22 protein-coding genes are annotated in these 24029 nt (G+C 56.8%); 13 read left to right on the top strand and 9 right to left on the bottom strand.

The genetic code is table 11. The features are described from left to right. Positions 1 to 275 precede the first annotated feature (275 nt). Both ACHZBS_RS24685 and ACHZBS_RS24680 read left to right on the top strand, forming a co-directional pair. Positions 276 to 2969 carry a bifunctional acetate--CoA ligase family protein/GNAT family N-acetyltransferase gene (locus ACHZBS_RS24685; RefSeq protein WP_319409206.1) on the top strand — a complete coding sequence of 898 codons (2694 nt, stop codon included), beginning with the start codon at positions 276 to 278 and terminating at the stop codon, positions 2967 to 2969. A gap of 67 nt (positions 2970 to 3036) precedes the next feature. Next, a complete protein-coding gene (locus ACHZBS_RS24680; protein ID WP_319409205.1) occupies positions 3037 to 3276 on the top strand; it encodes an acyl carrier protein in 240 nt (79 codons plus the stop codon). 199 nt (positions 3277 to 3475) lie between these two features. Here the strand turns inward: ACHZBS_RS24680 and ACHZBS_RS24675 are convergent, their stop codons facing one another. Beyond that, on the bottom strand, positions 3476 to 4675 hold the full coding sequence (locus ACHZBS_RS24675) for an MFS transporter (protein WP_319409204.1): 1200 nt from the start codon (positions 4673 to 4675) through the stop codon (positions 3476 to 3478). A 261-nt stretch (positions 4676 to 4936) separates the two neighbouring features. Between ACHZBS_RS24675 and ACHZBS_RS24670 the strand changes: the two genes are divergently transcribed. Beyond that, positions 4937 to 6469 carry an NTP transferase domain-containing protein gene (locus ACHZBS_RS24670; protein WP_319409203.1) on the top strand — a complete coding sequence of 511 codons (1533 nt, stop codon included), beginning with the start codon at positions 4937 to 4939 and terminating at the stop codon, positions 6467 to 6469. Positions 6470 to 6677: 208 nt separating this feature from the next. Next, positions 6678 to 7538: a DUF1989 domain-containing protein gene (locus ACHZBS_RS24665; protein WP_319409202.1), complete on the top strand. Its 861-nt coding sequence runs from the start codon at positions 6678 to 6680 to the stop codon at positions 7536 to 7538. 131 nt (positions 7539 to 7669) lie between these two features. On the opposite strand, the gene ACHZBS_RS24660 is transcribed toward ACHZBS_RS24665, so the two are convergent. The 3 genes from ACHZBS_RS24660 to ACHZBS_RS24650 form a co-directional block, all read right to left on the bottom strand. Beyond that, complete coding sequence (locus tag ACHZBS_RS24660; protein WP_319409201.1) at positions 7670 to 8104, bottom strand: hypothetical protein; 435 nt, start codon at positions 8102 to 8104, stop codon at positions 7670 to 7672. An 84-nt stretch (positions 8105 to 8188) separates the two neighbouring features. Continuing rightward, positions 8189 to 9643 carry a CoA-acylating methylmalonate-semialdehyde dehydrogenase gene (locus ACHZBS_RS24655; protein ID WP_319409200.1) on the bottom strand — a complete coding sequence of 485 codons (1455 nt, stop codon included), beginning with the start codon at positions 9641 to 9643 and terminating at the stop codon, positions 8189 to 8191. Positions 9644 to 9707: 64 nt separating this feature from the next. Next, positions 9708 to 10460: a FadR/GntR family transcriptional regulator gene (locus tag ACHZBS_RS24650; RefSeq protein WP_319409199.1), complete on the bottom strand. Its 753-nt coding sequence runs from the start codon at positions 10458 to 10460 to the stop codon at positions 9708 to 9710. Between the two features lie 266 nt (positions 10461 to 10726). Between ACHZBS_RS24650 and ACHZBS_RS24645 the strand changes: the two genes are divergently transcribed. After that, positions 10727 to 12004: an MFS transporter gene (locus tag ACHZBS_RS24645; RefSeq protein WP_319409198.1), complete on the top strand. Its 1278-nt coding sequence runs from the start codon at positions 10727 to 10729 to the stop codon at positions 12002 to 12004. 520 nt (positions 12005 to 12524) lie between these two features. Here the strand turns inward: ACHZBS_RS24645 and ACHZBS_RS24640 are convergent. The 5 genes from ACHZBS_RS24640 to ACHZBS_RS24620 all read right to left on the bottom strand — a co-directional run bounded on the left by ACHZBS_RS24640 (position 12525) and on the right by ACHZBS_RS24620 (position 16615). Continuing rightward, a complete protein-coding gene (locus ACHZBS_RS24640; protein ID WP_319409197.1) occupies positions 12525 to 13133 on the bottom strand; it encodes a PqiC family protein in 609 nt (202 codons plus the stop codon). Next, positions 13130 to 14815, bottom strand: coding sequence for an MlaD family protein (locus tag ACHZBS_RS24635; protein WP_319409196.1), 1686 nt, complete (start codon positions 14813 to 14815; stop codon positions 13130 to 13132). The genes ACHZBS_RS24640 and ACHZBS_RS24635 overlap by 4 nt, the downstream gene beginning before the upstream one ends. Next, positions 14793 to 15455, bottom strand: coding sequence for a paraquat-inducible protein A (locus ACHZBS_RS24630; RefSeq protein ID WP_319409195.1), 663 nt, complete (start codon positions 15453 to 15455; stop codon positions 14793 to 14795). The genes ACHZBS_RS24635 and ACHZBS_RS24630 overlap by 23 nt, the downstream gene beginning before the upstream one ends. After that, on the bottom strand, positions 15446 to 16051 hold the full coding sequence (locus ACHZBS_RS24625; RefSeq protein ID WP_319409194.1) for a paraquat-inducible protein A: 606 nt from the start codon (positions 16049 to 16051) through the stop codon (positions 15446 to 15448). Before ACHZBS_RS24625 ends, ACHZBS_RS24630 begins: the two co-directional genes overlap by 10 nt. Before the next feature lie 405 nt (positions 16052 to 16456). Then, positions 16457 to 16615 carry a hypothetical protein gene (locus ACHZBS_RS24620; RefSeq protein WP_394708057.1) on the bottom strand — a complete coding sequence of 53 codons (159 nt, stop codon included), beginning with the start codon at positions 16613 to 16615 and terminating at the stop codon, positions 16457 to 16459. Between the two features lie 616 nt (positions 16616 to 17231). Here ACHZBS_RS24620 and ACHZBS_RS24615 point away from each other — a divergent pair. The 8 genes from ACHZBS_RS24615 to ACHZBS_RS24580 all read left to right on the top strand — a co-directional run bounded on the left by ACHZBS_RS24615 (position 17232) and on the right by ACHZBS_RS24580 (position 24028). Then, entirely contained in the window at positions 17232 to 18551 is a 1320-nt protein-coding gene (locus ACHZBS_RS24615; protein ID WP_319409193.1) for a (Fe-S)-binding protein, read from the top strand. A gap of 122 nt (positions 18552 to 18673) precedes the next feature. After that, positions 18674 to 19039 (top strand): hypothetical protein, encoded by a 366-nt coding sequence (locus tag ACHZBS_RS24610; protein ID WP_319409192.1) that lies wholly within the window; start codon positions 18674 to 18676, stop codon positions 19037 to 19039. A 262-nt stretch (positions 19040 to 19301) separates the two neighbouring features. Then, positions 19302 to 19514, top strand: a complete 213-nt coding sequence (locus ACHZBS_RS24605; protein ID WP_319409191.1) for a hypothetical protein — start codon at positions 19302 to 19304, stop codon at positions 19512 to 19514. A 602-nt stretch (positions 19515 to 20116) separates the two neighbouring features. Continuing rightward, positions 20117 to 21502 (top strand): sigma 54-interacting transcriptional regulator, encoded by a 1386-nt coding sequence (locus ACHZBS_RS24600; RefSeq protein WP_319409190.1) that lies wholly within the window; start codon positions 20117 to 20119, stop codon positions 21500 to 21502. A gap of 187 nt (positions 21503 to 21689) precedes the next feature. After that, positions 21690 to 22058, top strand: coding sequence for a NifB/NifX family molybdenum-iron cluster-binding protein (locus ACHZBS_RS24595; RefSeq protein WP_319409189.1), 369 nt, complete (start codon positions 21690 to 21692; stop codon positions 22056 to 22058). Between the two features lie 33 nt (positions 22059 to 22091). After that, positions 22092 to 22484: a response regulator gene (locus ACHZBS_RS24590; RefSeq protein WP_319409188.1), complete on the top strand. Its 393-nt coding sequence runs from the start codon at positions 22092 to 22094 to the stop codon at positions 22482 to 22484. Between the two features lie 16 nt (positions 22485 to 22500). Then, positions 22501 to 23343, top strand: coding sequence for a P-loop NTPase (locus ACHZBS_RS24585; RefSeq protein WP_394708056.1), 843 nt, complete (start codon positions 22501 to 22503; stop codon positions 23341 to 23343). A gap of 52 nt (positions 23344 to 23395) precedes the next feature. Next, on the top strand, positions 23396 to 24028 hold the full coding sequence (locus ACHZBS_RS24580; RefSeq protein WP_319409187.1) for a NifB/NifX family molybdenum-iron cluster-binding protein: 633 nt from the start codon (positions 23396 to 23398) through the stop codon (positions 24026 to 24028). Position 24029 lies beyond the last annotated feature (1 nt).

Here is a 24029-nt window from a genome sequence, read left to right as displayed (position 1 = left end):
TCATGGTATGGCGCAATCTGTTTTACAATGTGCCGGATATTTTTACACGCCGCTGAAATCGATCCGGCCGATAGCCGGTTTAACTTATTTAATTGTCAACATATTTTAATTCCTGAGGCATGGCACGGCTATTGCGGTTATGGCTCAAATAGTCAGGGTGTGTCCGTCCGGAAATGAGGTAGGCAAGATACGTGGTGCAGTTCGCGGTAGCGTAGGATCGAGTGTAACGAAAATATCGGCTTCTTTACGAACCCGTAAAAAATGAGGAATTCCCCATGAGCGTGCGCAATCTTAAACCGCTTTTCAATCCTTCCTCGGTGGCCCTTATCGGCGCCAGTACCAAACCGTTTACCGTCGGCGCGGTCGCCGTGCGCAATATCTACGCCGCCGGTTTTCAGGGTGACGTCTACCTGGTCAATCCCAGGCATACCACCATCGACGGCCATCCCTGCTTTGCGGACGTCGCCAGCCTGCCCAAAGCGCCTGATCTGGCCGTAATCGCCACCGCGCCGGAGTCGGTTCCGGAATTGATCTCCCAGTTGGGTGCCCGCGGCACGCGGGCGGCGGTCGTGATAACCGCCGGTTTCGGCGAGGAGGGCAGCACCCGGGGCCAGGAATTGTGCAATGCCATGCTGGAAGCGGCGCGCCCCCACCTGTTGCGGATCGTCGGACCGAACTGTTTCGGCCTGATGCTGCCGCGGGTGGATCTCAACGCCAGCTTCATCCACATCCAACCCCTGCCGGGCCGACTGGCTTTCGTGGCCCAATCCGGCGCCCTGCTGGCTACCGTGGTGGACTGGGCGACCCACCGGAGGATCGGCTTTTCGCACCTGGTCTCGCTGGGCGACATGGCCGACGTTGACTTCGGGGACATGCTGGACTACCTCGCCGCCGATGGAAACACGCGTGCCATTTTACTCTATGTCGAGTCCATCACCCATGCGCGCAAGTTCATGTCGGCAGCCCGCGCGGCGGCGCGCATCAAGCCGGTCATCGTGGTCAAGGCCGGCCGCTACGGTGAAAGTGCCGCGGCGGCGGCCTCCCATACCGGTGCCATGGCCGGCAGCGACGCCGTCTACGAGGCAGCCTTCATCCGGGCGGGTATTCTGCGCGTCAACGATCTGGAAGCCCTCTTCGACGCGGTCTCCACCCTGGGAATGCTGCAGCCGGTAACCGGGGATCGGTTGGCCATTTTGACCAACGGCGGCGGCATCGGCGTCATGGCCACCGACACATTGATCTACAAGAAAGGAAACCTAGCCAGGCTTTCGGAGTCCACCATGGATCGTTTGAATGCGGTTTTGCCGCCGACCTGGTCCCACGGCAATCCGGTGGATATCATCGGCGATGCCTCGCCGCAGCGCTATACCGACGCGCTGAATGCGATCATGGACGACCCGGGCGTGGACGCCGTGCTGGTGATGAACTGCCCGACTGCAATCGCTTCAGGCACGGAGGCCGCCCAGGCGGTTCTGGAAACGATCAGACAGCGGCCCCAGCAATCCCGACAATGTGGATTGCTGAGCGGCTGGATCGGCGATGGACCGGCCGAGGCGGCCCGGCAGATGTTTCGCGAGCGGGGAATTCCCAGCTATGAAACCCCGACCAAGGCCGTTCGGGGTTTTATGCAGATGGTGCGTTACCGGCACAGCCAGGCCATGCTCATGGAGGTGCCTCCGAACATTCCCGAAGCGTTTTCGCCGGACCGCCAGGCTGTGCGACAAATCATCGAAACGGTACTGGCACAGCAGCGCAATTGGTTGCTGGAAACCGAGGCCAAGGCGGTTCTGGCTGCCTATCATATTCCGGTGGTACCGACGGTTGCCGCCGACACCCCTGAAGCAGCCGCTCAGCTGGCATCGGAAATGGCCGGGCCGGTGGTGCTGAAGATTCTTTCCACCGCCATCCTGCATAAATCAGATGCCGGCGGCGTGGCCCTAAACCTGGAAACGGCCGGAGCCGTAAGGGAGCGGGCAGCCTGGATGCGCGAACATTTTCAACAGGCGCCGGTTGAGCCTGGTTCGCTGAAATTCAGCGTCCAACCCATGATTCAGAGACCCCACGCTCAGGAACTGATCGTAGGCATGAGTGTCGATCCCCAGTTTGGGCCGGTGCTGCTCTTCGGTCATGGCGGCACGGCTACCGAGGTCATTATGGACCGATCCCTGGCCCTTCCGCCGCTCAACATGAATCTGGCACGGGAGATGATCGCCGGAACGCGAATTCGTCGCCTGCTGGATGGCTACCGGGGCGTTCCGGGTGCCGACCAGACGGACATCGCCGCGACCCTGGTAAAGGTTTCCCAACTGATCTGCGACTTTTCCGAAATCGTGGAGTTGGACGTCAACCCGCTGCTCTGCGATCCGCAGGGCGTACTGGCCCTGGACGCTCGGCTGCGGGTTCAGCCGGCTGACGGACCGGCCGGCCGGCGTCTGGCAATCTGCCCCTACCCGACGGAACTGGAGCAGAACATCAGTCTGCCCGACGGGCAGACCCTGCTGCTCAGGCCCATCCGTCCCGAAGATGAACCGGCTTTTCAGCGTTTTTTCACCAGTCTGTCTCCCGAGGATATCCGCCTTCGGTTCCTGCATCCCATGAAACTGCTGCCCAAGGCCATGGCCGCCCGCCTGACACAGATTGACTACGACCGTGAAATGGCCCTGGTATTGACCAGCGGCGACGTCCGGCAGGGCCCCGATCTGCATGGCGTCGTCCGTATCAGCGCCGACCCGGACAACGAAAAAGCCGAGTTCGCGATTATGCTACGCAGCGGGAAAACCGGCCTCGGCCTGGGGCCCATGCTGATGCGGCGCATTATCGACTATGCGCGCGGCTTGGGCATCAGCCAGCTCTTTGGCGAGGTGCTGAATGAAAACCGATCCATGCTGGCCTTATGCAAGGCCCTGGGCTTCAAGCGCCGCAACGATCCCGACGATCCGGGGAGCGCTATCGTCTCATTGCAGCTCTGATGCCTGCACCGTAGTGTTTTGGGGATATGAATCAACGGTTCATTAGCTGTCAGAAAAAGGAACGACCATGCGAGATGAAGATATTGACCGGATCGTACTGGATCTGCTCAGGCAGATTGCCCCCGAGGCCCCTTTGGATAGCCTTGAATCCCATCGGTTATTCCGGGATCAATTCGAATTTGATTCCGTCGATTTTTTGAATTTCATTCTCAAGCTGGAGAAGGAAACGGGCGGCAGGATTTCGGAGTTGGACTATCCCAGGCTGTCCAGCCTCCATGGCTGCCGCACTTATCTCGGGGATTCATAAGTTTGTCGATCACGCCGGTCTGCGATTCACGGGTCGACTATTTATGCTTGAGCCCTGCAGATCGGGCCAGGGTCTGGCTGTCTTCGGTTATGCTCAGGAAATCCCCTAAAACGAAATAACGAATCCCCTCCCCTTGTCCCTCTGCCCACCGGGGCGGGGACGCGGTGACGCCGCCTTCGTTCGTCCGGGGGTAAGGGCGTCACAGGCGGCATTCCCGCCACGGCTGAACCAGCAGGATCAGCCCTGCCGCCGCTATATACATCAGACCCAGGTAGGAAAAGACCAACGTATAGTTGCCCCGGGTGACATCCAGGATGTGCCCGCTCAGCCAGGGGCCAAGCGGCCCGGACACAAAACCGTAGGCGGTAAAAACAAGGCCGAAGATGGCTCCGAAGTGCGCCATGCCGAAACAGTCGCCGGCCAGCGGGCCGGAGACCGCAAACAGGGTCCCGAAGGCAAAACCGATGACCGCCGCCAATGCGGCCCACAGCCACATGCCCACCATATGGGGCATAATCAGATAGGCCAAACCGGCGCCGGCAAAGCTCATGGCCATGATGCGGGATCGACCGATCCTGTCCGAGAAATAACCGCTGATCAACCGGCCGCAGCCATTGGTCAGGTTGAACGCCGTGAGCAGGACGACGGCATGCGCGAGACTCAGGCCGCGGGCCAGCCCGAAGCCGGTGGCCAGGACAAGCATGCTGGCCCCGGCGGCGCCGGCAAACACCCAGGTGAGCCAGAGGCACCAGAACTCCCTGCTTTTCAGGGCTTCCTTCACCGAACGTCCATCGGGCACAAAGCTCGCGGCAGATGCCGGCGTCGACCGATCGTTCTCCGGAAACCGGATCAGGGCCGAAGCGGTCAGGCCGATGGTCAGCGCTGCACAGCCGGCGGTCAGGGTCAACGCTTCGTAACCCCATTTCGACATTAGGATCGAAAAAACCGGGGACATGACCGCCGCCGACAAGCCGAAGGCCATATTGAAAAACCCCGCAACCAGACCGCGTCTTTCTGGATACCAGCGCTGGACCACCGTCAGCCCGGGAAGGTATACGAAGGCCGAGGAGGCCCCGACGGCAAACGCCCAGATGTAGGTATCGGTCATTTTGTCGGCCTGACTCAGCCAGATGGAGCTGCCGCCGCACATCACGGACCCCAAAGCAGCCAATCTTCCCGGACCGTATTTCTCCTGCAAGCGCCCGCACAGGTACATGAAGCAGGTGGCACCGGTGAGAATGAAAAAGACCGCCCCGCCTATCGTCCCGCCGTCGGCATCGAATACCTTCTGCCAATGCTGACGCAGAACGCCGGGAAGGCCGAAAATATAGGCACCCGGCCAGAAAACGGCGCAGGCGCAGGCAATCAGGATGAAGGGTCGGGGGCTTTTTACCGGCATGCGGACTCCTTGATCGACGGCGAATCGGTGCTACCGCCTCACCGTGCTTACCATGATGGCAGCATTTGGCCAAGCGCAATAGTTGTTCAACCGCCTGCCAATAACAAGCTGCAGGCCTCTCCGCTTTTGGGCCATAAGTTGAATGAATTGTCAGAAAATCAGCTTTGTGCCTATAAGGTAGCGTTTTGGATGTAACCCGAAGGTCGGCGGGTTCGTATAAAGTTGCAATTTTTGCGTCACCCTTTCATGAGGATTGAGTTGATGGGATCCAATTCGAAGAAGATCCCGGCCGCCTGCCTGATCCTGGCCGGGGGAAAAGGCAGACGACTGACGCCGGACAAGCCACTGCTTGAAATCAATAACCGTGCGATCATCGAACGGACGGTCCAGGTGGTCCGTCCCCTTTTCGAAGAAGTTCTTCTCGTCACCAATACGCCGGCAAAGTATGAATTCCTGCGTCTGCCGGTGGTACGGGACGAACGTCAGGGTTGTGGCCCCCTGATGGGAATCTACAGCGGGCTTCGCGGGATAAAACACGAGGTCGCCTTTGTGTGCGCAGCGGACATGCCCTTTCTGGACGAGCAGATCATCCGTTCCCAATTCCGCGAACTCGGAGCATTCGACATCGTGTTTCCCTGCCCGAGGGAAAGGCCGGAATTCCTGCACGCCTTCTATCGCCGGCAGTGCCTGCCGGCAATCCGGGACAACCTCGATGCCGCCATCTTCAAGATCGAAATGCTGGTACCGCGCTGCACGACCCTTCGCCTCGACAAAGCGTGGTTCGCAAAAAAGGGCCTGGCGGAACGGGTTGACCGCGCCTTCACGAACATCAACACGATGCGCGACTATCGCCGTTGGCTCGAACAGGGAAGCAGGACGCTAAATGAGACGCCCGGCTCGAATATACTCGCGTCCATTGTGCCCGGGGTGCTGCAGGAGATTCGTCGGACATTGATCGAGCAGGAGACCGCGTTTCAGGACAAATCCACACCGGAAACGTTTTCCAGCATCTGGTCCCACAGTTCCAGGGTCGCCCGCATCGCCCATCACATCGCCAAAACAGAGGGCTGGGAGGAAGAACCGGCCCTGCTCGCGGGACTGCTGCATGACATCGGCAAGTTCGCCCACGGAAGCTATCACGAAGACGACACCCCGGAAGAGGAAAATGCAGTTCGGTTTGCGCAGCGGATCCTTTCCGGCACCGTCTACGAAAAATGGCTCCCGATCATCGGCGACGCCATCCTTTCCACTTACCTGGAAGGCAAGGCGACCAGTAACATCGGTCGGGCAGTGTACGATGCGGATTGTCTCGACAAGCTGGGCAACATCGGGGTGGTCCAGTTTTTCGCCAAAAAAGCGCTTCGGCGGCAATTTCTGGATGATGACGTGATGATTCGGACCAGTATCGAGCTGACCTATGCCCATCACGCGCCGGACACCCTGAAGACGGAGACCGGTCGGTCCCTCGCCCGGAAGCGAAAGATCAGGACGCGTACGTTTTACACCGGACTTCTGGAAGAATGGAAAGAACTCGGACTGGGCGAATTCAACATCATCGAGGAGGACATCGCCGGGATCGTCTGCATCCTCGTGGTACCCGGTTCGTGTTCGTGCGGCGGCCGGCTGGACCGCGAGTCCGATATCCGCGATTCACTGAAGTGCCGGTCCGTTGTCGTGAATTATCGGTGCAGGACGTGTGGGTTCCAGAGCGAGTTTTCCTTCTGCCTCCCGAACGTCAGCGGACTGCCTCAGAAGCCACAGGAGACGAGGGACGGAAAGAATGAACGGCGCTAGCTATAAGCCATCTGAAAAATGGCTCGTGCAAAAAAACATTATCTGATACAGAATCCGGGATAACTCTTCGAGGCTCCGTTCGTATGACACCTGGCCGATATTCATTTGGGGTTGGTAGGGTACCCTTAAAAAAGGAGCATCGTGTCTGTTTTCCCGTTATCGGCCTTAACCACCCATAATGGCAACGCCCCTTGCCGGAAGGTCAACGATGAAGCGCACCCCCCAAAGCCAGGCTCCAGCTGATGCCGATACCCGCCGGGCAATCCAACCCGTGATCTGCTACCCGGTCGACACCCTCCCTTTGCCGGATATGGCCGCCTTCGCCGCCGCACGCCGACAGATGAAATTGACGGAGGAGGTGATCGTGCCGCCGCGCGATGCCAGAACCTTTCGCGTCCCTGCAGGGAATTTTTTCAGGATCATCAGCATGGACGGCCCACAGGTAGGCGATCTGAATCTCTGGGCGGAGGATAACCTGTCGGAACGGTTTTACAGCGGCAAGACCCGCGCGCTGCATGGCACCCACCTGAGTACCGGTGACCGGATGTGGAGCGGTTTTCCCTATATGAGGCCGATGGCGACGATCACCCATGACACCCTCGACTGGTATGGCTTCGATGCGGACGGCGGCAGTGTGCATGACGTGATCGGCACCCGCTGCGACCCCTATACCAGCCGGCTGCTCAGCGGCCGGGACTATCACCATTGCTGCCATTCGAACCTGACCCGCGCCCTGGCCGCCGAGACCGGGCTGCCGGTGCATCAGGCCGAGGCATATGTGCATGATGTGCTCAACGTCTTCATGTGCACGGGGTTCACCCATGACACGCATCAGTATTTTATGAAGGCCAGCCCTGTGCGTCCCGGCGATTACATTGAATTTTTCTCCGAAATCAGCCTGTTGGGCGCGTTGTCGGCCTGCCCCGGCGGCGATTGCGGCACGGAGCATTCCAGCGATACGGCGGCCTGTTATCCGCTTAAGATCGAGGTTTATAAACCCGATCCAAAGGCGCTGGCAGGATGGGTACCCCCCGCGCCGTCAGCTTATCCGCGCACTCACGGAATGTGAGGACGTGTCGGTCCATCCCCATTAATATCTGAAGATAAAAAATTCCAGCCAAGAAAAGCCACCAGATTTGACAGCGACCCTTCAAAAATTGATGCGAATGCCAGATACTTCATCCGCGTCAGGGCAAATGATCAATCGGAAAGAGTCTCGACCTGGCCGAGTCGATGGGTGCGTTTTTTGGCCAGGGTTTTCAACGCCCGTGAAACCTCGGGCAATGCGCGGATCTTCTCTGCTGCGTCGGTGTAATAGCGAATCGCCCGGTTTTCCAAAGAAACGGCTGCCGCGAGAATGGCTGCGAGGTCCATACCTTGCGCATCCGCCGCCGATTGCCGATAGCTGTCCCGAACGAAACCCCGGATCGGCTCCAGGATCATCTCCGTGACATTCTCCCGCCGGGTACGCCGAACCAGAGAGATATTTTTCTTACCCTCCCTGGCAAACATCTCGAACAATAACCGGTGAGACTCCGCCGCGGCGGTGGACGACGCCTTGCGGTAAAAGTCCATATCATCCTGCTCCACCTTTTCGGCGAAGTTCAGTATCGCGCCAAAATTGGTCAAGGGCATAATTCTCTCCGAAAATTAGTCTGTGAACATTGAAGGCCGAAGGTTGCCTTCAGTCTAACCCCCTTCAGCCTATCCACCTGTCTCCTAATACCACCGCTCGATGACAACCTTCATATCCGTATAGAAGAGAAAACTCTCCTGGCCGTGGCCCTTGATGTCGCCGAACATGGAGTTGCCGGCACCGCCGAAGGGAAAGAAGCTCATGGGCGCCGCAATCCCGATGTTGACGCCGATCATGGCCGGCTTGACCCGGTATTTGAATTCCCTGGCCGCCGCGCCGCTGTCGGTGTAGATACAGGCGGCGTTAGCAAAACCACGGGTGTTGATCAGATTCACCACCGCATCCATATCTGCTGCACGGACGATGCTCACCACCGGTCCGAAGATCTCCTCTCTGGCGATGGTCATGTCGGGGGTGACGTTATCGAAGACGGTGGGTCCCACGAAAAAACCATCGGGGTAGCCGTCTACCGTTACTCCTCGACCGTCCAGCACCAGGTCGGCGCCTTCGGCAACGCCCTTTTCGATGTACCCCAGCACGCGCTCACGGTGAGCGGCGCTGATCAGCGGCCCCATGAAGGTCTGCTCGTCCAGGCCGTCGCCCACGCTGACGGTTTTGGCGGCGGTGGTGAACTGCTCCACCAGACGGTCGGCGATGTCTCCCACCGGCACCAGCACCGAACCGGAAAGACAGCGCTGGCCCGTGCAGCCAAAAAAGGAGGTGAGCAGCGACGGCATCCCCTTGGCCAGGTCCGCGTCGGGCATGACGGCGACGATGTTCTTGGCCCCGCCCAGGGACTGGACCCGCTTGCCCGTCTCCCCGCATTTACGATAGATGTGCCGGGCCGTGGGGGTAGAGCCGACGAAACTGATGCCTTCGATATCCGGATGCTCCAGCATGGCGTTGACCACGTCCCGCGATCCGTGGACCATGTTGATCACGCCTTCGGGAAAGCCCACGTCGTCGACAATTTCCATGATCTTGGTCTGGGTCATGGGCACCTGCTCCGACGGTTTGAACACAAAGGTGTTGCCGGTGACCACGGCATAAGGCAGAAACCACCACGGCACCATGGCCGGGAAGTTGTAGGGGGCGATGCAGCCGAAGACACCCATGGGCTGCCGATGGCCGTAGCAGTCGATGTTCTTGGCGATGTCCTCCAGGGTATAACCGCTCATGAGCGTGGTCACGCCGGTGGCGTGTTCCACGTTTTCGATCATTCGACGCACTTCTCCCCGGGCTTCGTCGATGGCCTTGCCGTGTTCGGTGGTGAGCACTTCGGCGATCTCCTCGAAATTCTCCTCAAATGCGTCTTTGAGTCGGAAGAGATACCTTGCGCGGCTCAACGGCGGTGTTTCCCGCCAGGAGGGAAAGGCTTCCCGGGCGGCGTTGACGGCCCGATCCACATCGGCCGCCGTCCCGTAGGCCACGGTGGCGATTTTCTCTCCTTTGGCCGGGTTATACACATCCCCGATCGTTGTCGAATCGGATTCCACCCACTCTCCGTCAATGTAGTTTTTCATCAAGGGTAAAGACATGGCTGCAAGCTCCTTAATTTGAGTAAGGGTCCAAGGATTCGAGGCTCCAAGGAATCAAGGGTTTTCATTCTGTCATCTGCAGGCAATTTTCCCACAACTTCCTGCCGGCCCCGCTCTTTTTCAAACGGGAAAGATAGACCTCCACATCGATGACGTGGCCCAGCATCTGCTGGGATGCCATTTGCGCGTTGCCACTGGCAACGGCCGCATGGATGGCCTCATGGGCCAGCAGAACGGATTCCATAAAGGCCGCATCGGGTTTGAGAATTTTTTTGAAATCCTCCAGCAGGGTCTCGACAAAGTCCAGCATCAGGATCAGGATGGGGTTGCCGGTCTGCCTGGCGATAAGACGGTGAAAAGCGATCTCGTCCCGGCTCACCTGATCCCATTTTTTATTCTTGAGGTTTTCCCGGGTCGAGTCGTTCACCTGTTGCAGTGTTTCCAGGTCCGATGGCGATATCCGTTCGGCGGCCCGTGCGGCGGCATAGGGCTCCATGATGCGACGGAACTCGGAAAGGTTCTCAATCGTCAAGTTCTTGAAGTAGAGATAGTTGGCCAGGTTCTGGGCCGCCACCTGTTCGTCCACTTCCACGATGAAGGCCCCGCCGCCGACGCCTTTGCGCACGTCGATGAGCCCCATGTGTTCCAGGGCGCGCATGGACTCTCGCAGGGTCTGCTTGCTCACCTGAAACTGTTCGCCCAGCTGTTTTTCAGACGGCAGCCGGTCGCCGGGCGTCAACCGCCCCTCGAGAATGGCGGTGCGGATCTGGCCGATGATGACTTCCGTGGTCTTGCTCCGACGAGCGGTTTCAAACATGCGAACACGCCTTTTAGGTGTAAAGAACGACCTTCACGCCACCCGGTCGATGCGTCCCCAGACGCGGAAGCATCTGGAAAAAGAAATATTAAAATATCATAATATTTAAATATTCGTCAATACCCGTGAGAGCATCGCGCCGATCATTTTCACAATGTACATCAAAACACGCCTGTGTTATTGCTGGCGGCCTGTCATCGGCTATCGCTGCCACAAAAAAGCAGCGCAACGGCTGTCAATCGTCCCATTGGAGAGAGTTGATCCTTATGCCCCCATCCTCACCGGCTGCCGATCGTGACCCCCACCGCTGGGTGGTCTTTTCCGTCATCTGCCTGATCTATTTCTTCGTCTATTTCCACCGGGTCTCCACGTCGGTGATTGTATCGGACCTGCTGGCGGCGTTCAACACCAATGCCACGGCCCTGGGATTCATGTCGTCCATGTATTTTTACATCTACGCCCTGAATCAGCCCATCGTGGGATATCTGGCGGACCGCATCGGCCCCCGGCGGGTGATTGCCTACTGGAGTATGACGGCCGCCGCCGGATGTTTCATCTTCGGCATGGCACCGTCCATCGGGTGGGCATCGCTGGGCCGCGCACTGATCGGCTTCGGGGTGGGCGGGGTTTACGTGCCGACGGTTAAGGCCCTGTCTCAATGGTTCAGGGAAAAAGAGTTCGCCACCATGGTGGGACTGCTCATGTCCGTGGGCAACTTCGGTGCGGTGGTGGCCACCACGCCCCTGGCATGGGCGGCCGGCACCTGGGGATGGCGTCCCACCTTTTTCCTCATCGGCGGCGTCACCTTGGGGATGGCCATCCTGATGCTGGCCGTCACCCGCGATTCTCCCGGATCGAAGAGAGCGGATGCAGGTAGTCCCGATGCGCCCGACCCGCCATCGCCGGGACTGGCACAAAACACGGTCACGATCATTTCTTCCTTTCAGTTCTGGCTCGTGGCCACGATCTTCTTCGGATTCTACGGCACGGCAGTAACCCTCCAGGGGTTATGGGCAACGCCCTTTTTAATGGCCGTGCTGGACGTCGAACGCATCCTGGCCAGCAAGCTGAACATGCTGATCCCCATCGGCGTAATCATCGGGGCGCCATTTTTCGGCTGGCTGCCAAATCGCTTTTCCCTGAACAAAAGCAAAACACTGACCGCCATCATAGCGGTCTACACCCTTTGCTGGCTGGTCATTCTCCTGGTTTTCGACCGGTTGGGTATCGCGGGGTTCGCAGCGGTCTTTTTCGTAATGGGCGTTGTCGTCGGCGGGTTCATCAGCATCATCTGGGGAATCATCCGGGAGACCACACCCGCCGAGCGCCTGGGACTGACCTCCGGCATTCTCAATCCGGCACCCTTTCTGGGTGTCGCCGCCTTCCAGGTGCTGACCGGAAAAATCATCGACCATGCCGGACGCATCGGCGATCTGTATTCGCTGTCCGGATTTAAAGGCGCATTCAGCGTCTGCCTGGCAGGCGCGGGGATCTGCCTGGTGCTGTCGCTTCTCATCAAAGCCAAACCCGTAAGCGGCGACTGAATGCCCCGTGAGGATGAAAATCGATTTCCAATTCGCTCGCGAACGCGGTTCAAGGTAAATCGAATGGGGGGAGACCGATACGGGTGCTTCATTTTCCCATGCTTTAAATTTGGCACAATGTTTGTATAAATGTGAGGCAGAGTATGTTTTTAATACCTCCATTCATTCAGCCATACTCTCTCCTCCTACGCCCCAACACGAGGATAAACGGCGTCTCGTGTTGGGGCCTCCCTTTGGCTCCTCAGGATGTTTATATTCTTCGTCAAAACCTTGACAGATTATTGACAGGCGGGAAAATGCTTTTTATTCAGGTTCTCTTTCATCCTGGATAGACCGTCAACCCATCATGGCAAGCGCAGGGCGCCAATTGCAGGATCGCCAACCGTTGAAGGCCTGGAACCGGCACCCGATGCGATGGCCGGAATACCTGCCACGGCAATATAAAACAGGCATCAATGCAATAAATTATTTGCGGTTGAAATATTCTTTTTTCAGGGCTGGAACGCAGGGTGTGCAGGCATCACTGGGCCGGAAAACCGTTCAGCGTGTCGGCAACCTCTCGGCAAAGGGCCTCAAGCGCCCGGCTGTGGGCCGCGGCAAGATCCTCGTAACCCGTCCCGGTCATCGCCTCTGAAAGTGTCGTTCGGTGAAACGGCGACGGATCTCCTTTGCCGGTGATCGTCCACAGCACGCTGAGCAGCATCGTTTTTTCGGTCGTTCCGATCAACTCGAGAAAGGAAAAATCAACGGTTACATCCGGCTTAAAACCGGCCGGCCAGGGTGCGCTGGTGACCCGGGCGTCGGCCATGAGAAGTTGGAGGTTTTCGCTGATCACCCGCTGAATCATGCGGTCCGGATAGTCGGCCCAGCGATGGAAGGAAGAGACCTCCAGTTGGTTCTGCCCGGTACGTCGAACCATTTGTACCCGATTGATATACCCGGGCAGTTCCATCTGTCCGATGCCGACGATCATGATCCGTTCGCCCTCTGCCTCCGCCGGGGAGGCCTGTCCGGCGGTCATGGGGTTCAGGAGATAATAGGTCACCGATGGCGTAAAAGACCGGCATCCGGAAAATCCAATGATCAGCGCACAACTGAAAGCGACGGTCCACAGCGATAATCGGTTCATTCCTGGTTTCCTTTTCCAAAAACGATAGCGTCGGGATGGCGCTCCAAATAGTCGGCAAGGGCTTCAACGGCTCGGGCAGCGTCCTGAAGTTCCAGAAGCAAACGGTTCAGGTTGTTGGCGATGGGGACGCCTTGGCCCAGCACGGTATTGGCCGTGGCCAGGGCCTGTTCGCTCCGTGCCAGGGATTCTCTGGCCTGGTCCAGCATGCCGTTTACTTTCGGCAGAGTACCGTCGTTAAGATCGGATGTCACCTTCCTGAATTCAGCAAAACTCTTGTCAATATTGTCGATGGCGCTTTCCAGGGTTTTGGATCCGGTCATATCCTTGACCTGCCGCGCGGCTTCCCGAATGTCTGCCAGCGTCTCTTCCATGGGAAGATTGTTGAAGCGATCCAGCAGCCGTTTGGCCGTTGCCGTGATTTCTTCCACCGTGTTGGGCATGGTGGGCAGTACCGGGTACGCGTCATCCGTACGAATCACCTGAGGTTCGGCTTCCGGTTGAATGCGCAGGCTCACGTAGCTTTGTCCGGTCAGCAGGTTCCCCGTCCGTTGTTGCGCACGCAGCCCTTTTCCCACCAGCTTTTCCATCACCTGATACTCGGGTATGGCCAGTTCACCGGCAAGCTCGATCCGGTCCGGCTCAATGGCAATGAGCACCGGAATCCGGAAGGTCAGCGTATCCTGATCAAACAGCAACCGGATACTGATCACCTCTCCGATCTTTATGCCGTAGAAGTCCACCGGGGCGCCTGCCGAGAGCCCCCGTACCGTCTCTTCAAAGTAGAGCAGGTAATACTCTCGATAGCTGAAAGTAGCTGCATTGGCAGCGTCACGGTTGTCATAGAGGGTGAAGATCTGGTTCACCGCAGGCAGGGATGCCGTTTTAATGTCCTCAGGCGTGTAGAAGGAAATCCCCCCCACCAGCAGACTGGCCAGAGAGGGCGTATCGATGCGGACACCGTCGGTCCCGATTTTCATATCCAGGCCGCTGGCATTGTAAAACCGGGAATTCTGTTTGACCTGATGGTGGTAGGGCGTTTCCACGAATATTTCCAGGAGTACGCCGGTGCCGTCTTGGGCCATGTCCGCATTGGTGACGCGCCCTACCTTGACCTGCCGGTAGTACACCGGTGATCCGATATCCAGCGAGCCCAGCTGCTCGGCCCGCAGTTTGAATTGCTGGCCCGGCGTATCCCGGAAAATGGCTGGCGGCTTCTCGTTCCCTTCGAACCGGTGCACGACCTTGCCGTTGCGGCCGGGCATCATGCCGATATAGGCACCGGAAAACAGGGTACTGATACCGGACACCTCACCCACAGCCACCCGTGCCCTGACGATCCAGAAGAGCGTATCCCGCGTGAGATGAGCGGCCACTTCACGGCTCATGGCCGCAGTGACCAGCACCTGAGAAAGGTCCTCGCTGAGTTGAATGCGCTGAACCTTGCCGACCGTGACATCTTTGTATTTGATTTCCGTTTTGCCGGGCACCAGGCCTTCGGCCGATTTGAACACAATGGTAATGGTCGGCCCGGTTTCCCGGATGGCCTTGACGGCCAGCCAGCCGCCGATCAACACGGCGAGGAGGGGGATCAGCCAGACAATGGAAAAGCGATTGCCGCGCTGAATCTCAGGCTCGGGTATCGGTTCGTCAACGGGGGGTTCAATAGGCGGGTGATTCATCATTTTTCTCCAGCGCGTCCCAAATCAGTCTCGGATCGAAAGCCATGGCGGCAATCATGGTGATGACCACCACTGCGGCAAAATAAACGACGCCGGAGCCCGCTTCGACGGTGGTCAGATATCCGAGCCGAACCAGGGCTACCAGCACGGTCACTACGAAGACATCCAGCATGGACCAGCGCCCCACCAGTTCCGTAATGCGATAGAGGCGGGTCCGCTCTTCAGGCCGCCAGCGGGATCGCCGCTGAACCGAAAGCAGGAGCCCGCTCAGGACGATCAGCTTGGCAATGGGGACCACGATACTGGCCACAAAAATAATCAGCGCAATTCCCCAGGAGCCGGTTTTCATGAAAAAGATGACCCCGCTCATGATTGTATCGGACTGGGTGCTGCCCAGATAAGTGGTGATGGTCACCGGCAACAGGTTCGCCGGAATATAAAAAATGAAGGCGGCAATCAAAAGGGCCCAGGTGCGGGCAATGCTGTTCGGCTTTCTGAGGTGAAGTCGTGCACCGCATCGGGGACATCTGACATGCACGCTGCCGGCCACTGACGGCCAGCGAACCAGCAGGCTGCAGCCATGGCAGTTTAACAGGCCGGATCGGGCGGCAGTAGGGGCTGCATGCACGGGGGTCATCGCCATTCGTCCATTTTCTCCCATACGGTGCGGGGAACCAGAAAGCTGTTGACTGCCGCCAGCACAAACACCAGCGCAAGAAAGGAGAACAGCGCCGTACCGGGAATGATGGTGGCCATTTTCGCCAGCTTGACCACGGATACCAGAATGCCCAGCAAAAACACTTCGGTCATGCTCCAGGGGCGGAGGGTGAGGGCCAGCCTGAAAATCCGCCGGTTGGCAGGCAGGCGACCTCCTATTTTGATTGGCCACAACACATAGACGAGGGCGCCCAGCAGCAGAAAGGGAATGAGCATGCTGGTGAGAAGAACCAATATAGCGACTCCCGCCATGCTCTGCTGGGAAAGGATAATCGTACCGGTGATCAGGGTGGTTTCCAGAATGGTGCCCTGGGATTCCAGGGATAAAAACGGGTAAATGTTGGCGATGACCAGCAACACCAGGCCGGTGATGGCCAGCGCCAACGACCGGTCGATGGTTTTCGGAAAGTGGGCGTACAGCACCGACCCGCAACGTCTGCAGCGGGCTTTGCTATTTACCGGCAACGGTTGCACACGGTGCAGCAGGTCACATTCGTGGCAGGCGATCAAGGTTTGCGCCATAGCTACAAGGCACCTTCAGCTCATCATCGTCGTTTTCCCGAAAAACCGGCGTGCCTCACATAGAGGCACACCCTCAGCGCGATGCACGGCAACAGGTTCCACAACCGTATTTCCCGGAAGTTGAAAACCGTTGCCTGTGCCGGCAAGACAAAAAAATAGGCGGACAAAGTCAAATATCGTTTAAATACCACTATTTCCAAAACCATGCAATGGTTTCATGCCTGCCATGGGGTCCTCTGCGGCACACCCATGGCGCTTGGCAGGGAGTTGAAAAGCAGGCATCAGGCATGGAAACAAAATGCACCGTTTCTGAAAAAACGGCACCCAAAAAAATTAGGTGCAGCGTTGAAAGAAAGGCCTATGACGGTCTGAGGCCCCGAATTTCAACATCCGGATAGGTATCTTTCAGGCAACCTGGAAATCAGGTTTGCCTTTTCGGCGACGAATGACCTTGACTACGGTGGGTGTCGTTTTCATGTGGGACCCGCAATTCGGGTTGGGATCGGGTTGTGAAAAAAGCTGAAAAAGCTTGGCTTCAATTTTTTTTCGTTTGTTCTCGTCCATCAATTTTCTTCTTATTCTTTCTTCGTGATTGATCGGTTATGATTTTATCCCGCTGCAAATAATCACAGCCGGACCATCCAGTAACAGTTGCATGAAGCTGTAGGCGACATGCACCATTTTCAGCCATCCGCCTGCCGTTCAGGGATTTACGTCTGCATATTTTTTATAAAGGGAGGCAAACACCGCTTTACGTAGGGGTAAACGCATCACCTGCCAGCAGCAGGAACATTGCGTCGAACCGTGTTTATAACAGACGAACGGACTTGGCAAGCGCTAAATGACGAAATGCCAATACAAACCGCTTTTTTATCCCCATGGCAACCAACCAGTGTCGCAGGATCAGAACCAATCACCACACAGACAGACGCAATTTTGCGACCCTTAAATCCGGTTTTCTTTGGAAAATGACTTTATCAACTTGAAAATACAATATTTTTTTAAACCATCCGGCTTTCAGGGATCGGGCACACTTCATGCTCTAACTGGGTGCAAAACGCATAAGGCGCGATGCCTTGCCGGATTCAGCAGACCGTTTTCACCTATATCGGATAGAGAACTCTATAACTTGAATTATATTGCAGATGACAACCCTAATTCAGAACAGGAGGCGGAATCGATGAATGATGATGTCATTCAGTTGGGCGGCAAAAAACAAAGCACCTTTATGGACAAGGTCAGGGAGATCCTGCCGGAGGGCGGGAACTTGAACCTTTGCCTGACCTGCGGGGCGTGTTCTTCCGGATGCCCGGCCACAGGCCTCGCGGGCATGGACCCGCGCAAATTTCTGCGAATGGCCGCACTGGGCCTGGACGAGGAAATCGCCAAGTCGGACTGGCCGTGGATGTGCACCATGTGCCAACGGTGCATCTATGTGTGCCCGATGCAGATCGATATCCCCCAGCTGGTATACAACGCCCGGGGGCTGCGACCACGCCAAGAGCGCCCGAAGGGCATCCTGGGGTCCTGCGACATGGCCTTGCGGAATGAGAGCACCAGCGCCATGGGCACCGCTCCCGACGACTTCGTCTTCGTTGTAGAGGATGTGCTGGAAGAGTATCAGGAAGCCCAGCCCGAATTTGCCGACATGAAAGCGCCTATCGACAAGGAAGGTGCCGAATTCTTCCTCAACCAGAATTCTCGAGAACCGGTCACCGAGCCGGATGAACTGGTCCCGCTGTGGAAGATCCTTCATCTTGCCGGGGTGGACTGGACCTACGGCAGCCATGGGTGGGCGGGGGAAAACTACTGCATGTTCCTGGCGGACAACGACTCCTGGGAGCAGGTCACCCGAACGACCGTCAACCAGGCCAACAAATTGAAAGTGAAGACGTTTCTCAATACGGAGTGAGGGCACGTCACCTACTCAGTCCGGGCCGGACTGAAAAAATTCAACCTCGAACACAATTTCGAAGTCAAAAGCATCTATGAATATTACGCCAAGTGGATTCGCGAGGGCAAACTGAAGGTCAATTCAGATTGGAACAAAGACCTGAAGATCAAATTCACCGTCCAGGATCCCTGCCAGATCGTGCGCAAAAGCTTCGGCGACCCGGTTGCCGACGATCTTCGTTTCGTGGTCAAATCCGTGGTGGGTGAAGAAAACTTTATCGACATGCAACCCAACCGGTCGAACAACTTCTGTTGCGGCGGCGGTGGCGGCTTCCTGCAGTCCGGATTCAAGGAGGAGCGACTCAAGTACGGGGCGATCAAGGATGGCCAGATCCAGGCAACCAAAGCGGACTACTGCATCGCCGCCTGCCACAACTGCCATGCCCAGATCCACGAATTGAGCGAGCACTACGGCGCCGGTTACGGCGTGGTTCACCTGTGGACGCTCATCTGCCTCTCATTGGGTGTCCTCGGGCCCAACGAACGCGAGTACCTGCGAGACGACCTCAAAGAGATCAATGTGTTCCATCCGGAAACGGCCATGTAACGGTTTACCCTGGCCCTCGACGGGCCGGGGGCCAGGGTAAACCGATGCGATTGCCTGTGCTTCCCGGCCAGCCGGGGATCGCAGGCGACCATCGCGGCGTTGCACTCCCGAAGGACGGTATCATGAACAACCGATTGACCGTGGAAGAGCTGGAATCCCGTTGGGAAAATGCGCTGATAGCTACCCGGACCGCCGTGACAGGCCATCCCGGCGCCTATCGGGAGCTAAGAGCTCTGGCCGCTGACATTCTGGAAACCCCCATCGACATCAATGACTATTTTCCCACCGTGGAAACGATCATCCGGCTGCTGGAGATATTGGACCCCTGCGGACGGGGAAGCATCTTCCAGATCTTCAGGACCCGCATCTCGCCGTCGAGCATCTGGCATGTAAAAATGCTCCGGCTGGAATGCCGGGATCTTCTGGCCCACCTCAACGCCTTCGATCAATGGCGCCGTGCCAAACACCACCTGCGGATGGTGAAATAGCTGCCGCGGCCCGCTTCCGTTCAAACCGATAGGATGCACACAAACTCAGATCGGCCTCCGACGGCGTGCTTTTAAAGAAGATAATTAAACGGAATTATATAAATATGTTGTTTGCCATCGTTCTTGACAAACAGGGAACCATTTGCGATATTCACGCCGTCGTCAAAGTGAATTCATTTCCGACCTAACAACGCCACGGTCCCTTCACTTTTTGCTGGCAACCTGATAAACCGACCACTGCCGTCGTATAAAGGAGAAAAACATGAGGCCAGGAGAAACTCCAAGCAAATCATCTGAAAAGCTGGCGGAAATGATCCATAAAGCAATTTCTGACTGCGAAATCACCAGCACTGAATATGATGCCATCATGAAGATTGCGAATGAAGATCAACACGTTGATCGCCAGGAGCAAAACCTTCTCAATCAGTTGCAATCGCTGATGGCAAATGGCACGGTTAAGCGCGTCAAAGGGTAATAACGGCCATGTGCCAACGGAAAATCGGGAAGGCTGATATGCTCGCAGGGGGCGGCTGAATGGTCCGGACTTTCCTGCGGAGGAAGCAACCGTCTTTTCCGGCAACCTGAATACAAACGGGTTTGGACTCTCTTTCAGGTTTTTGTATCCGTTGATTCTGTTAATTTGCCGGCAGGTCAGGACACTTCATCTGGCCTCGGTTATTTTCATTGGTGCACCGTCCAATGGCGGTCCACGCCGTCATCGGCTGTGGTCGACTGTCCATCGCTCGCCATTTCGGCCACCGTCTCACCGCCGGAACGCAAGCCCCGCCTCCCCCTAATCGGGTGTTGAAAAACGTCATGAGCGCAGGCCAGACAAGGTAAAATTCGGCGTAAAAGTGCAGTTTATATGTAATAAATGAGCCTTTTGAACCGAGTGTAAATGCCGTATGGTCCAGCGCAATAGTTTTTCAGCGGCCTGGAAAGCCGAAAACGAAAGACCAGCATTCTTCGCGTACGCTATGGAACTTGGCCGCCAACTAGCGTATAAGTACATACGTACGCTGCCATTGAAGGCCGCCATGCAAAACCCGATGATCGATCGTCCCGGTGGTATGAACCATGAAAAAAACCAGATCCGCACCGATACCGGACAACGTTACCGAAATCATATTGGAAAGCATTTCCGACGGGGTGTTCACCGTCGATCATGAATGGCGCATCATGTCCTTCAACCGCGCTGCTGAGGCGATCACGGGGATTCCCCGCGCGGAAGCCATCGGCCGCCACTGCTGGGAGGTCTTCCGCTCCAACATGTGTGAAGACGATTGTGCCTTGAAACGGACCATGAAAGAGGGCACCTCACTCACCAATTCCTCTACCTATATTATCAACAGTGATAAAAAGCGAATCCCCATCACGGTCTCCACTGCACCGCTGAAAAGTAAGTCCGGAGAAATACTGGGCGGTGTGGAGACCTTTCGGGACCACAGCCTGGTGGAAGCCCTGCGCAAGCGACTTGACGGCCGTTTTCAAATTGGCGACATTGTCAGCCGCAGCGATGCCATGCATGAAATGCTTGCCATTTTACCCATGGTGGCGGAAAGCGGCAGCTCCGTGCTGCTGGAAGGGGAAACCGGCACGGGAAAGGAGCTGCTGGCCCGGGCCATTCACACCGCCAGCCCGCGAAAAAACAAACCTTTTGTCGCCATTAACTGTAGCGCCCTTCCGGACACCCTGCTCGAATCGGAACTGTTCGGGTACAAGGCCGGTGCCTTTACCAACGCCGTGAAGGACAAACCCGGCTACTTTTCCGTCACCGAAGGGGGCACGATCCTGTTGGATGAAATCGGGGACACCAGCGCCGCATTTCAGGCTAAGCTGCTGCGCGTTCTGGAAGACCAGGCCTTCGTGCCCCTTGGCGCTGTAAAGGAGGTCCGATCTGATGTGCGGGTGATCGCCGCCACCAACAAAAATCTTATCGATCGGGTCGCCGACGGCAAATTCCGCCAGGATCTTTTCTATCGGATCAATGTGGTTCGAATGTGCCTTCCCCCCCTCCGGGAACGGAAGGAAGACATTCCCCTGCTGATCGAGCACTTTATTGAAAAGATGAACATGGTGCGTGGAAAAGCGATCTCCGGGGTGGATACCGAAGCCCTTCACATCCTCATGTGCCATGACTACCCCGGCAATATTCGTGAACTGGAGAATATCATCGAACATGCCTTCGTCCTTTGCAATACCGGCCCCATCCAGGCCCACCACCTGCCCGACGGCTTTGCCAGGCAACACCTGCCGTCCTGTGAACCGGCCTCATTGACCAATACGCTCAACTCCACCGAAGCGGTGGCCATCATGAATGCACTCAAACAGAACAGCTACAACCGTCTGGCCGCTGCAAAGGCACTGGGTATGCACAAAAGCACCCTTTTCCGAAAAATCAAACGGCTGGGAATATTTCTTCCCGAAATTGACGGACGCTCGAAACCTCCGCAACGGGATTAGTATTGCAGGGTTGCATGAAAAGGACCGCATATAGATGCACCTCTGCGACGCTACCCCGAAAAAATCCGACCGCCTTTTTCCCGACTGACCCCAACCTATTGTAATTTTTTATTTTTTTTAAATTCACATATAGCATCCACCCTGGCATACGCTTTGCGGAAGCATGATTAGAAAACAGGGGGACACCATGAAAGTTGCCGTAACGGTCTGGGAAGATCGCATTTCACCGGTGTTTGATGCGTCAAGGCGACTGTTGATCGCGGAAATTGAAAATGCCCAAATCAAGAATCGGTCCTACGTAATTTTCGATCCTGAACTGCCGTCCAACCTGGCAAAAACCTTGGGCGCGCTGGATGTGCCGGTGCTCATCTGCGGTGCGGTATCTCAGGATCCGGCCAATCGGATCAATGCCGGCGGCATCACGTTGATCCCCTTCATCGCCGGAGAAGTGGATCGTGTACTCGAAGCTTACGCAAAGGGAAATTCGCTGGCGCCCACGTTCGTTATGCCAGGATGTCATGGCCGTATCCCCACGACCGGTAAACCGACGCGCTGACCGCCACCCATTTATAAAAATAAGGAGCAACCCTTGACCCAACTACTATTCGTCACAACGGATAAAACCAATTTGGCAGATTTATCGGCGGTCATTGAAACCCGGGGCGGCACCATCATCTGGGCGACCTCCGGCGGCGAGGCGTTGGAAAGGATCGGTAAAACGGCCGTTGACCTGGTATTGGCGGACGAAATTCTTGCCGACATGACGGGGCTGGAATTGATTAAACGACTGGTCACGGTCAACCCCATGATCAATTGTGCGGCAGTCAGCTCACTTTCCAAAGAAGCCTACCATGAGGCCAGCGAAGGACTGGGCATATTGATGCAGCTCCCCCCCCAGCCCGCCCGGGCCGATGGAGAACGGATGATGGCCCACCTGAATCAAATTATAGGTCTATCGTCCCCCAAAAAGCTAAAAAAATAAACATCGAGGAGAATCCATGCAAAACGCACCCAACGGCATCGGCATTATGGACAAACCGCCGGAACCCAGCCCTGACGAACGGGCCAGACAGTCCCTGACCCGAATCAGAAATAAAATAATGATCATGAGCGGAAAAGGCGGCGTGGGTAAGTCCAGCGTCTCGGTCAACCTGGCTATTGCCCTGGCGGAAAAAGGGTTTAAGGTCGGATTGATGGACGTGGATATTCATGGTCCCGATATCCCCCGGATGCTGGGGCTTAAGGGAATGCTGGCTGCCAATGCAGACAAGCGGCTGGAACCCATGCGGTATTCCGACAATCTGACGGCGGTATCCATTGAATCGCTCATGTCGAACAAGGATGATGCCGTCATCTGGCGAGGTCCGGTCAAACACGGTGCCATCCGCCAGTTCATCGGCGAGGTGGAATGGGGAAACCTGGACTACCTGATCATCGACGCGCCCCCGGGAACCGGTGATGAACCCCTGACCGTGGCCCAGTTGATCAAGGACGCCCGGGCGATAATTGTCACGACGCCCCAGGAAATCGCCCTGGCGGATGTGAGAAAATCGATCAATTTCTGCAAAACCGTCAAATTGGAAATCCTCGGTCTGGTGGAAAATATGAGCGGCTATACCTGCCCCCATTGCGGAAAATCAGTCGACATTTTCGGTTCAGGGGGAGGTGAACGGACGGCATCCCTTTCCGGGCTGAAGCTGCTGGGCCGGATTCCTTTCGATCCCGATATCGTCAAATGCGGAGATGCCGGCATCTCCTTCCAGCAACAGTATGTCGACGCCCCGGCGACCCGGGTATTTGGGGAAATCGCATCACAGATATCCGTTGCCGCCCAAAGGTGATGGCCGTCTTCCGTCAATGAAGGCGCCGGATCAGAAACAAGGAGGTCACAACATGAAAGTCGCAGTCAGTGCTGCCGGCCAGAATCTTGAAGCATCCATTGATGAACGCTTCGGCCGATGCCGGTATTTCATCATCGTTGAAACGGATGATATGAGTTACGAAGTGATCGAAAACACCAATGCCGACCTGTCGACCAGTGCCGGCATTCAATCGGCCAGTCTGGTCGCATCCAAAGGCGTGGAGGCAGTCATCACCGGCAACTGCGGCCCCAAAGCCATGCAGGTTTTCGCCGCGACGACGATCAGGGTGATCATTGGTCAACACGGGATGATCAAAGACGTTATCGAGAAGTTTAAAAGTGGCGACCTCAAGCCATCGACCCGCGGCAATGTCCCCGGAAAATCAGGAGTCGCGCAGTCCGAATCGGCACCGAGCTCTGCCCGGCCGGGCATGGGCGGCGGCGGTCGGGGCATGGGCGGTGGCGGCGGTCGGGGCATGGGCGGCGGCGGCGGTCGGGGCATGGGCGGCCGATGCCGGAGCGCTTACGGCACCGGCTCGTCGGGCGTTCAAAATACGACCGGGAGCGTGTCCAAAGAACAGGAACGGGCGCAATTGCAGCAACAGGCCGACGAATTGAAAAAACAGATGGACGCCATTCACGCCCGAATGAAAAACTTGTCTTGAA

Source organism: uncultured Desulfosarcina sp., assembly GCF_963664155.2.
In the GTDB taxonomy this organism is placed as follows: Bacteria; Desulfobacterota; Desulfobacteria; order Desulfobacterales; family Desulfosarcinaceae; genus Desulfosarcina.
The sequence above is the reverse complement of the archived record's forward strand: the minus strand, read 5'-3'. Positions and strand labels throughout refer to the sequence as shown.

Bases quoted from the DNA above. Each gene is read 5' to 3' on its own strand.
- ACHZBS_RS24685 (WP_319409206.1), top strand. From the start codon at position 276: ATGAGCGTGCGCAATCTTAAACCGCTTTTCAATCCTTCCTCGGTGGCC.
- ACHZBS_RS24630 (WP_319409195.1), bottom strand. From the start codon at position 15,455: ATGGCGATGACCCCCGTGCATGCAGCCCCTACTGCCGCCCGATCCGGC.
- ACHZBS_RS24600 (WP_319409190.1), top strand. From the start codon at position 20,117: ATGAAAAAAACCAGATCCGCACCGATACCGGACAACGTTACCGAAATC.
- ACHZBS_RS24620 (WP_394708057.1), bottom strand. From the start codon at position 16,615: ATGGACGAGAACAAACGAAAAAAAATTGAAGCCAAGCTTTTTCAGCTT.
- ACHZBS_RS24650 (WP_319409199.1), bottom strand. From the start codon at position 10,460: ATGTTTGAAACCGCTCGTCGGAGCAAGACCACGGAAGTCATCATCGGC.
- ACHZBS_RS24585 (WP_394708056.1), top strand. From the start codon at position 22,501: ATGCAAAACGCACCCAACGGCATCGGCATTATGGACAAACCGCCGGAA.
- ACHZBS_RS24605 (WP_319409191.1), top strand. From the start codon at position 19,302: ATGAGGCCAGGAGAAACTCCAAGCAAATCATCTGAAAAGCTGGCGGAA.
- ACHZBS_RS24680 (WP_319409205.1), top strand. From the start codon at position 3,037: ATGCGAGATGAAGATATTGACCGGATCGTACTGGATCTGCTCAGGCAG.
- ACHZBS_RS24655 (WP_319409200.1), bottom strand. From the start codon at position 9,643: ATGTCTTTACCCTTGATGAAAAACTACATTGACGGAGAGTGGGTGGAA.
- ACHZBS_RS24675 (WP_319409204.1), bottom strand. From the start codon at position 4,675: ATGCCGGTAAAAAGCCCCCGACCCTTCATCCTGATTGCCTGCGCCTGC.
- ACHZBS_RS24635 (WP_319409196.1), bottom strand. From the start codon at position 14,815: ATGATGAATCACCCGCCTATTGAACCCCCCGTTGACGAACCGATACCC.
- ACHZBS_RS24645 (WP_319409198.1), top strand. From the start codon at position 10,727: ATGCCCCCATCCTCACCGGCTGCCGATCGTGACCCCCACCGCTGGGTG.
- ACHZBS_RS24595 (WP_319409189.1), top strand. From the start codon at position 21,690: ATGAAAGTTGCCGTAACGGTCTGGGAAGATCGCATTTCACCGGTGTTT.
- ACHZBS_RS24670 (WP_319409203.1), top strand. From the start codon at position 4,937: ATGGGATCCAATTCGAAGAAGATCCCGGCCGCCTGCCTGATCCTGGCC.
- ACHZBS_RS24580 (WP_319409187.1), top strand. From the start codon at position 23,396: ATGAAAGTCGCAGTCAGTGCTGCCGGCCAGAATCTTGAAGCATCCATT.
- ACHZBS_RS24610 (WP_319409192.1), top strand. From the start codon at position 18,674: ATGAACAACCGATTGACCGTGGAAGAGCTGGAATCCCGTTGGGAAAAT.
- ACHZBS_RS24625 (WP_319409194.1), bottom strand. From the start codon at position 16,051: ATGGCGCAAACCTTGATCGCCTGCCACGAATGTGACCTGCTGCACCGT.
- ACHZBS_RS24665 (WP_319409202.1), top strand. From the start codon at position 6,678: ATGAAGCGCACCCCCCAAAGCCAGGCTCCAGCTGATGCCGATACCCGC.
- ACHZBS_RS24660 (WP_319409201.1), bottom strand. From the start codon at position 8,104: ATGCCCTTGACCAATTTTGGCGCGATACTGAACTTCGCCGAAAAGGTG.
- ACHZBS_RS24640 (WP_319409197.1), bottom strand. From the start codon at position 13,133: ATGAACCGATTATCGCTGTGGACCGTCGCTTTCAGTTGTGCGCTGATC.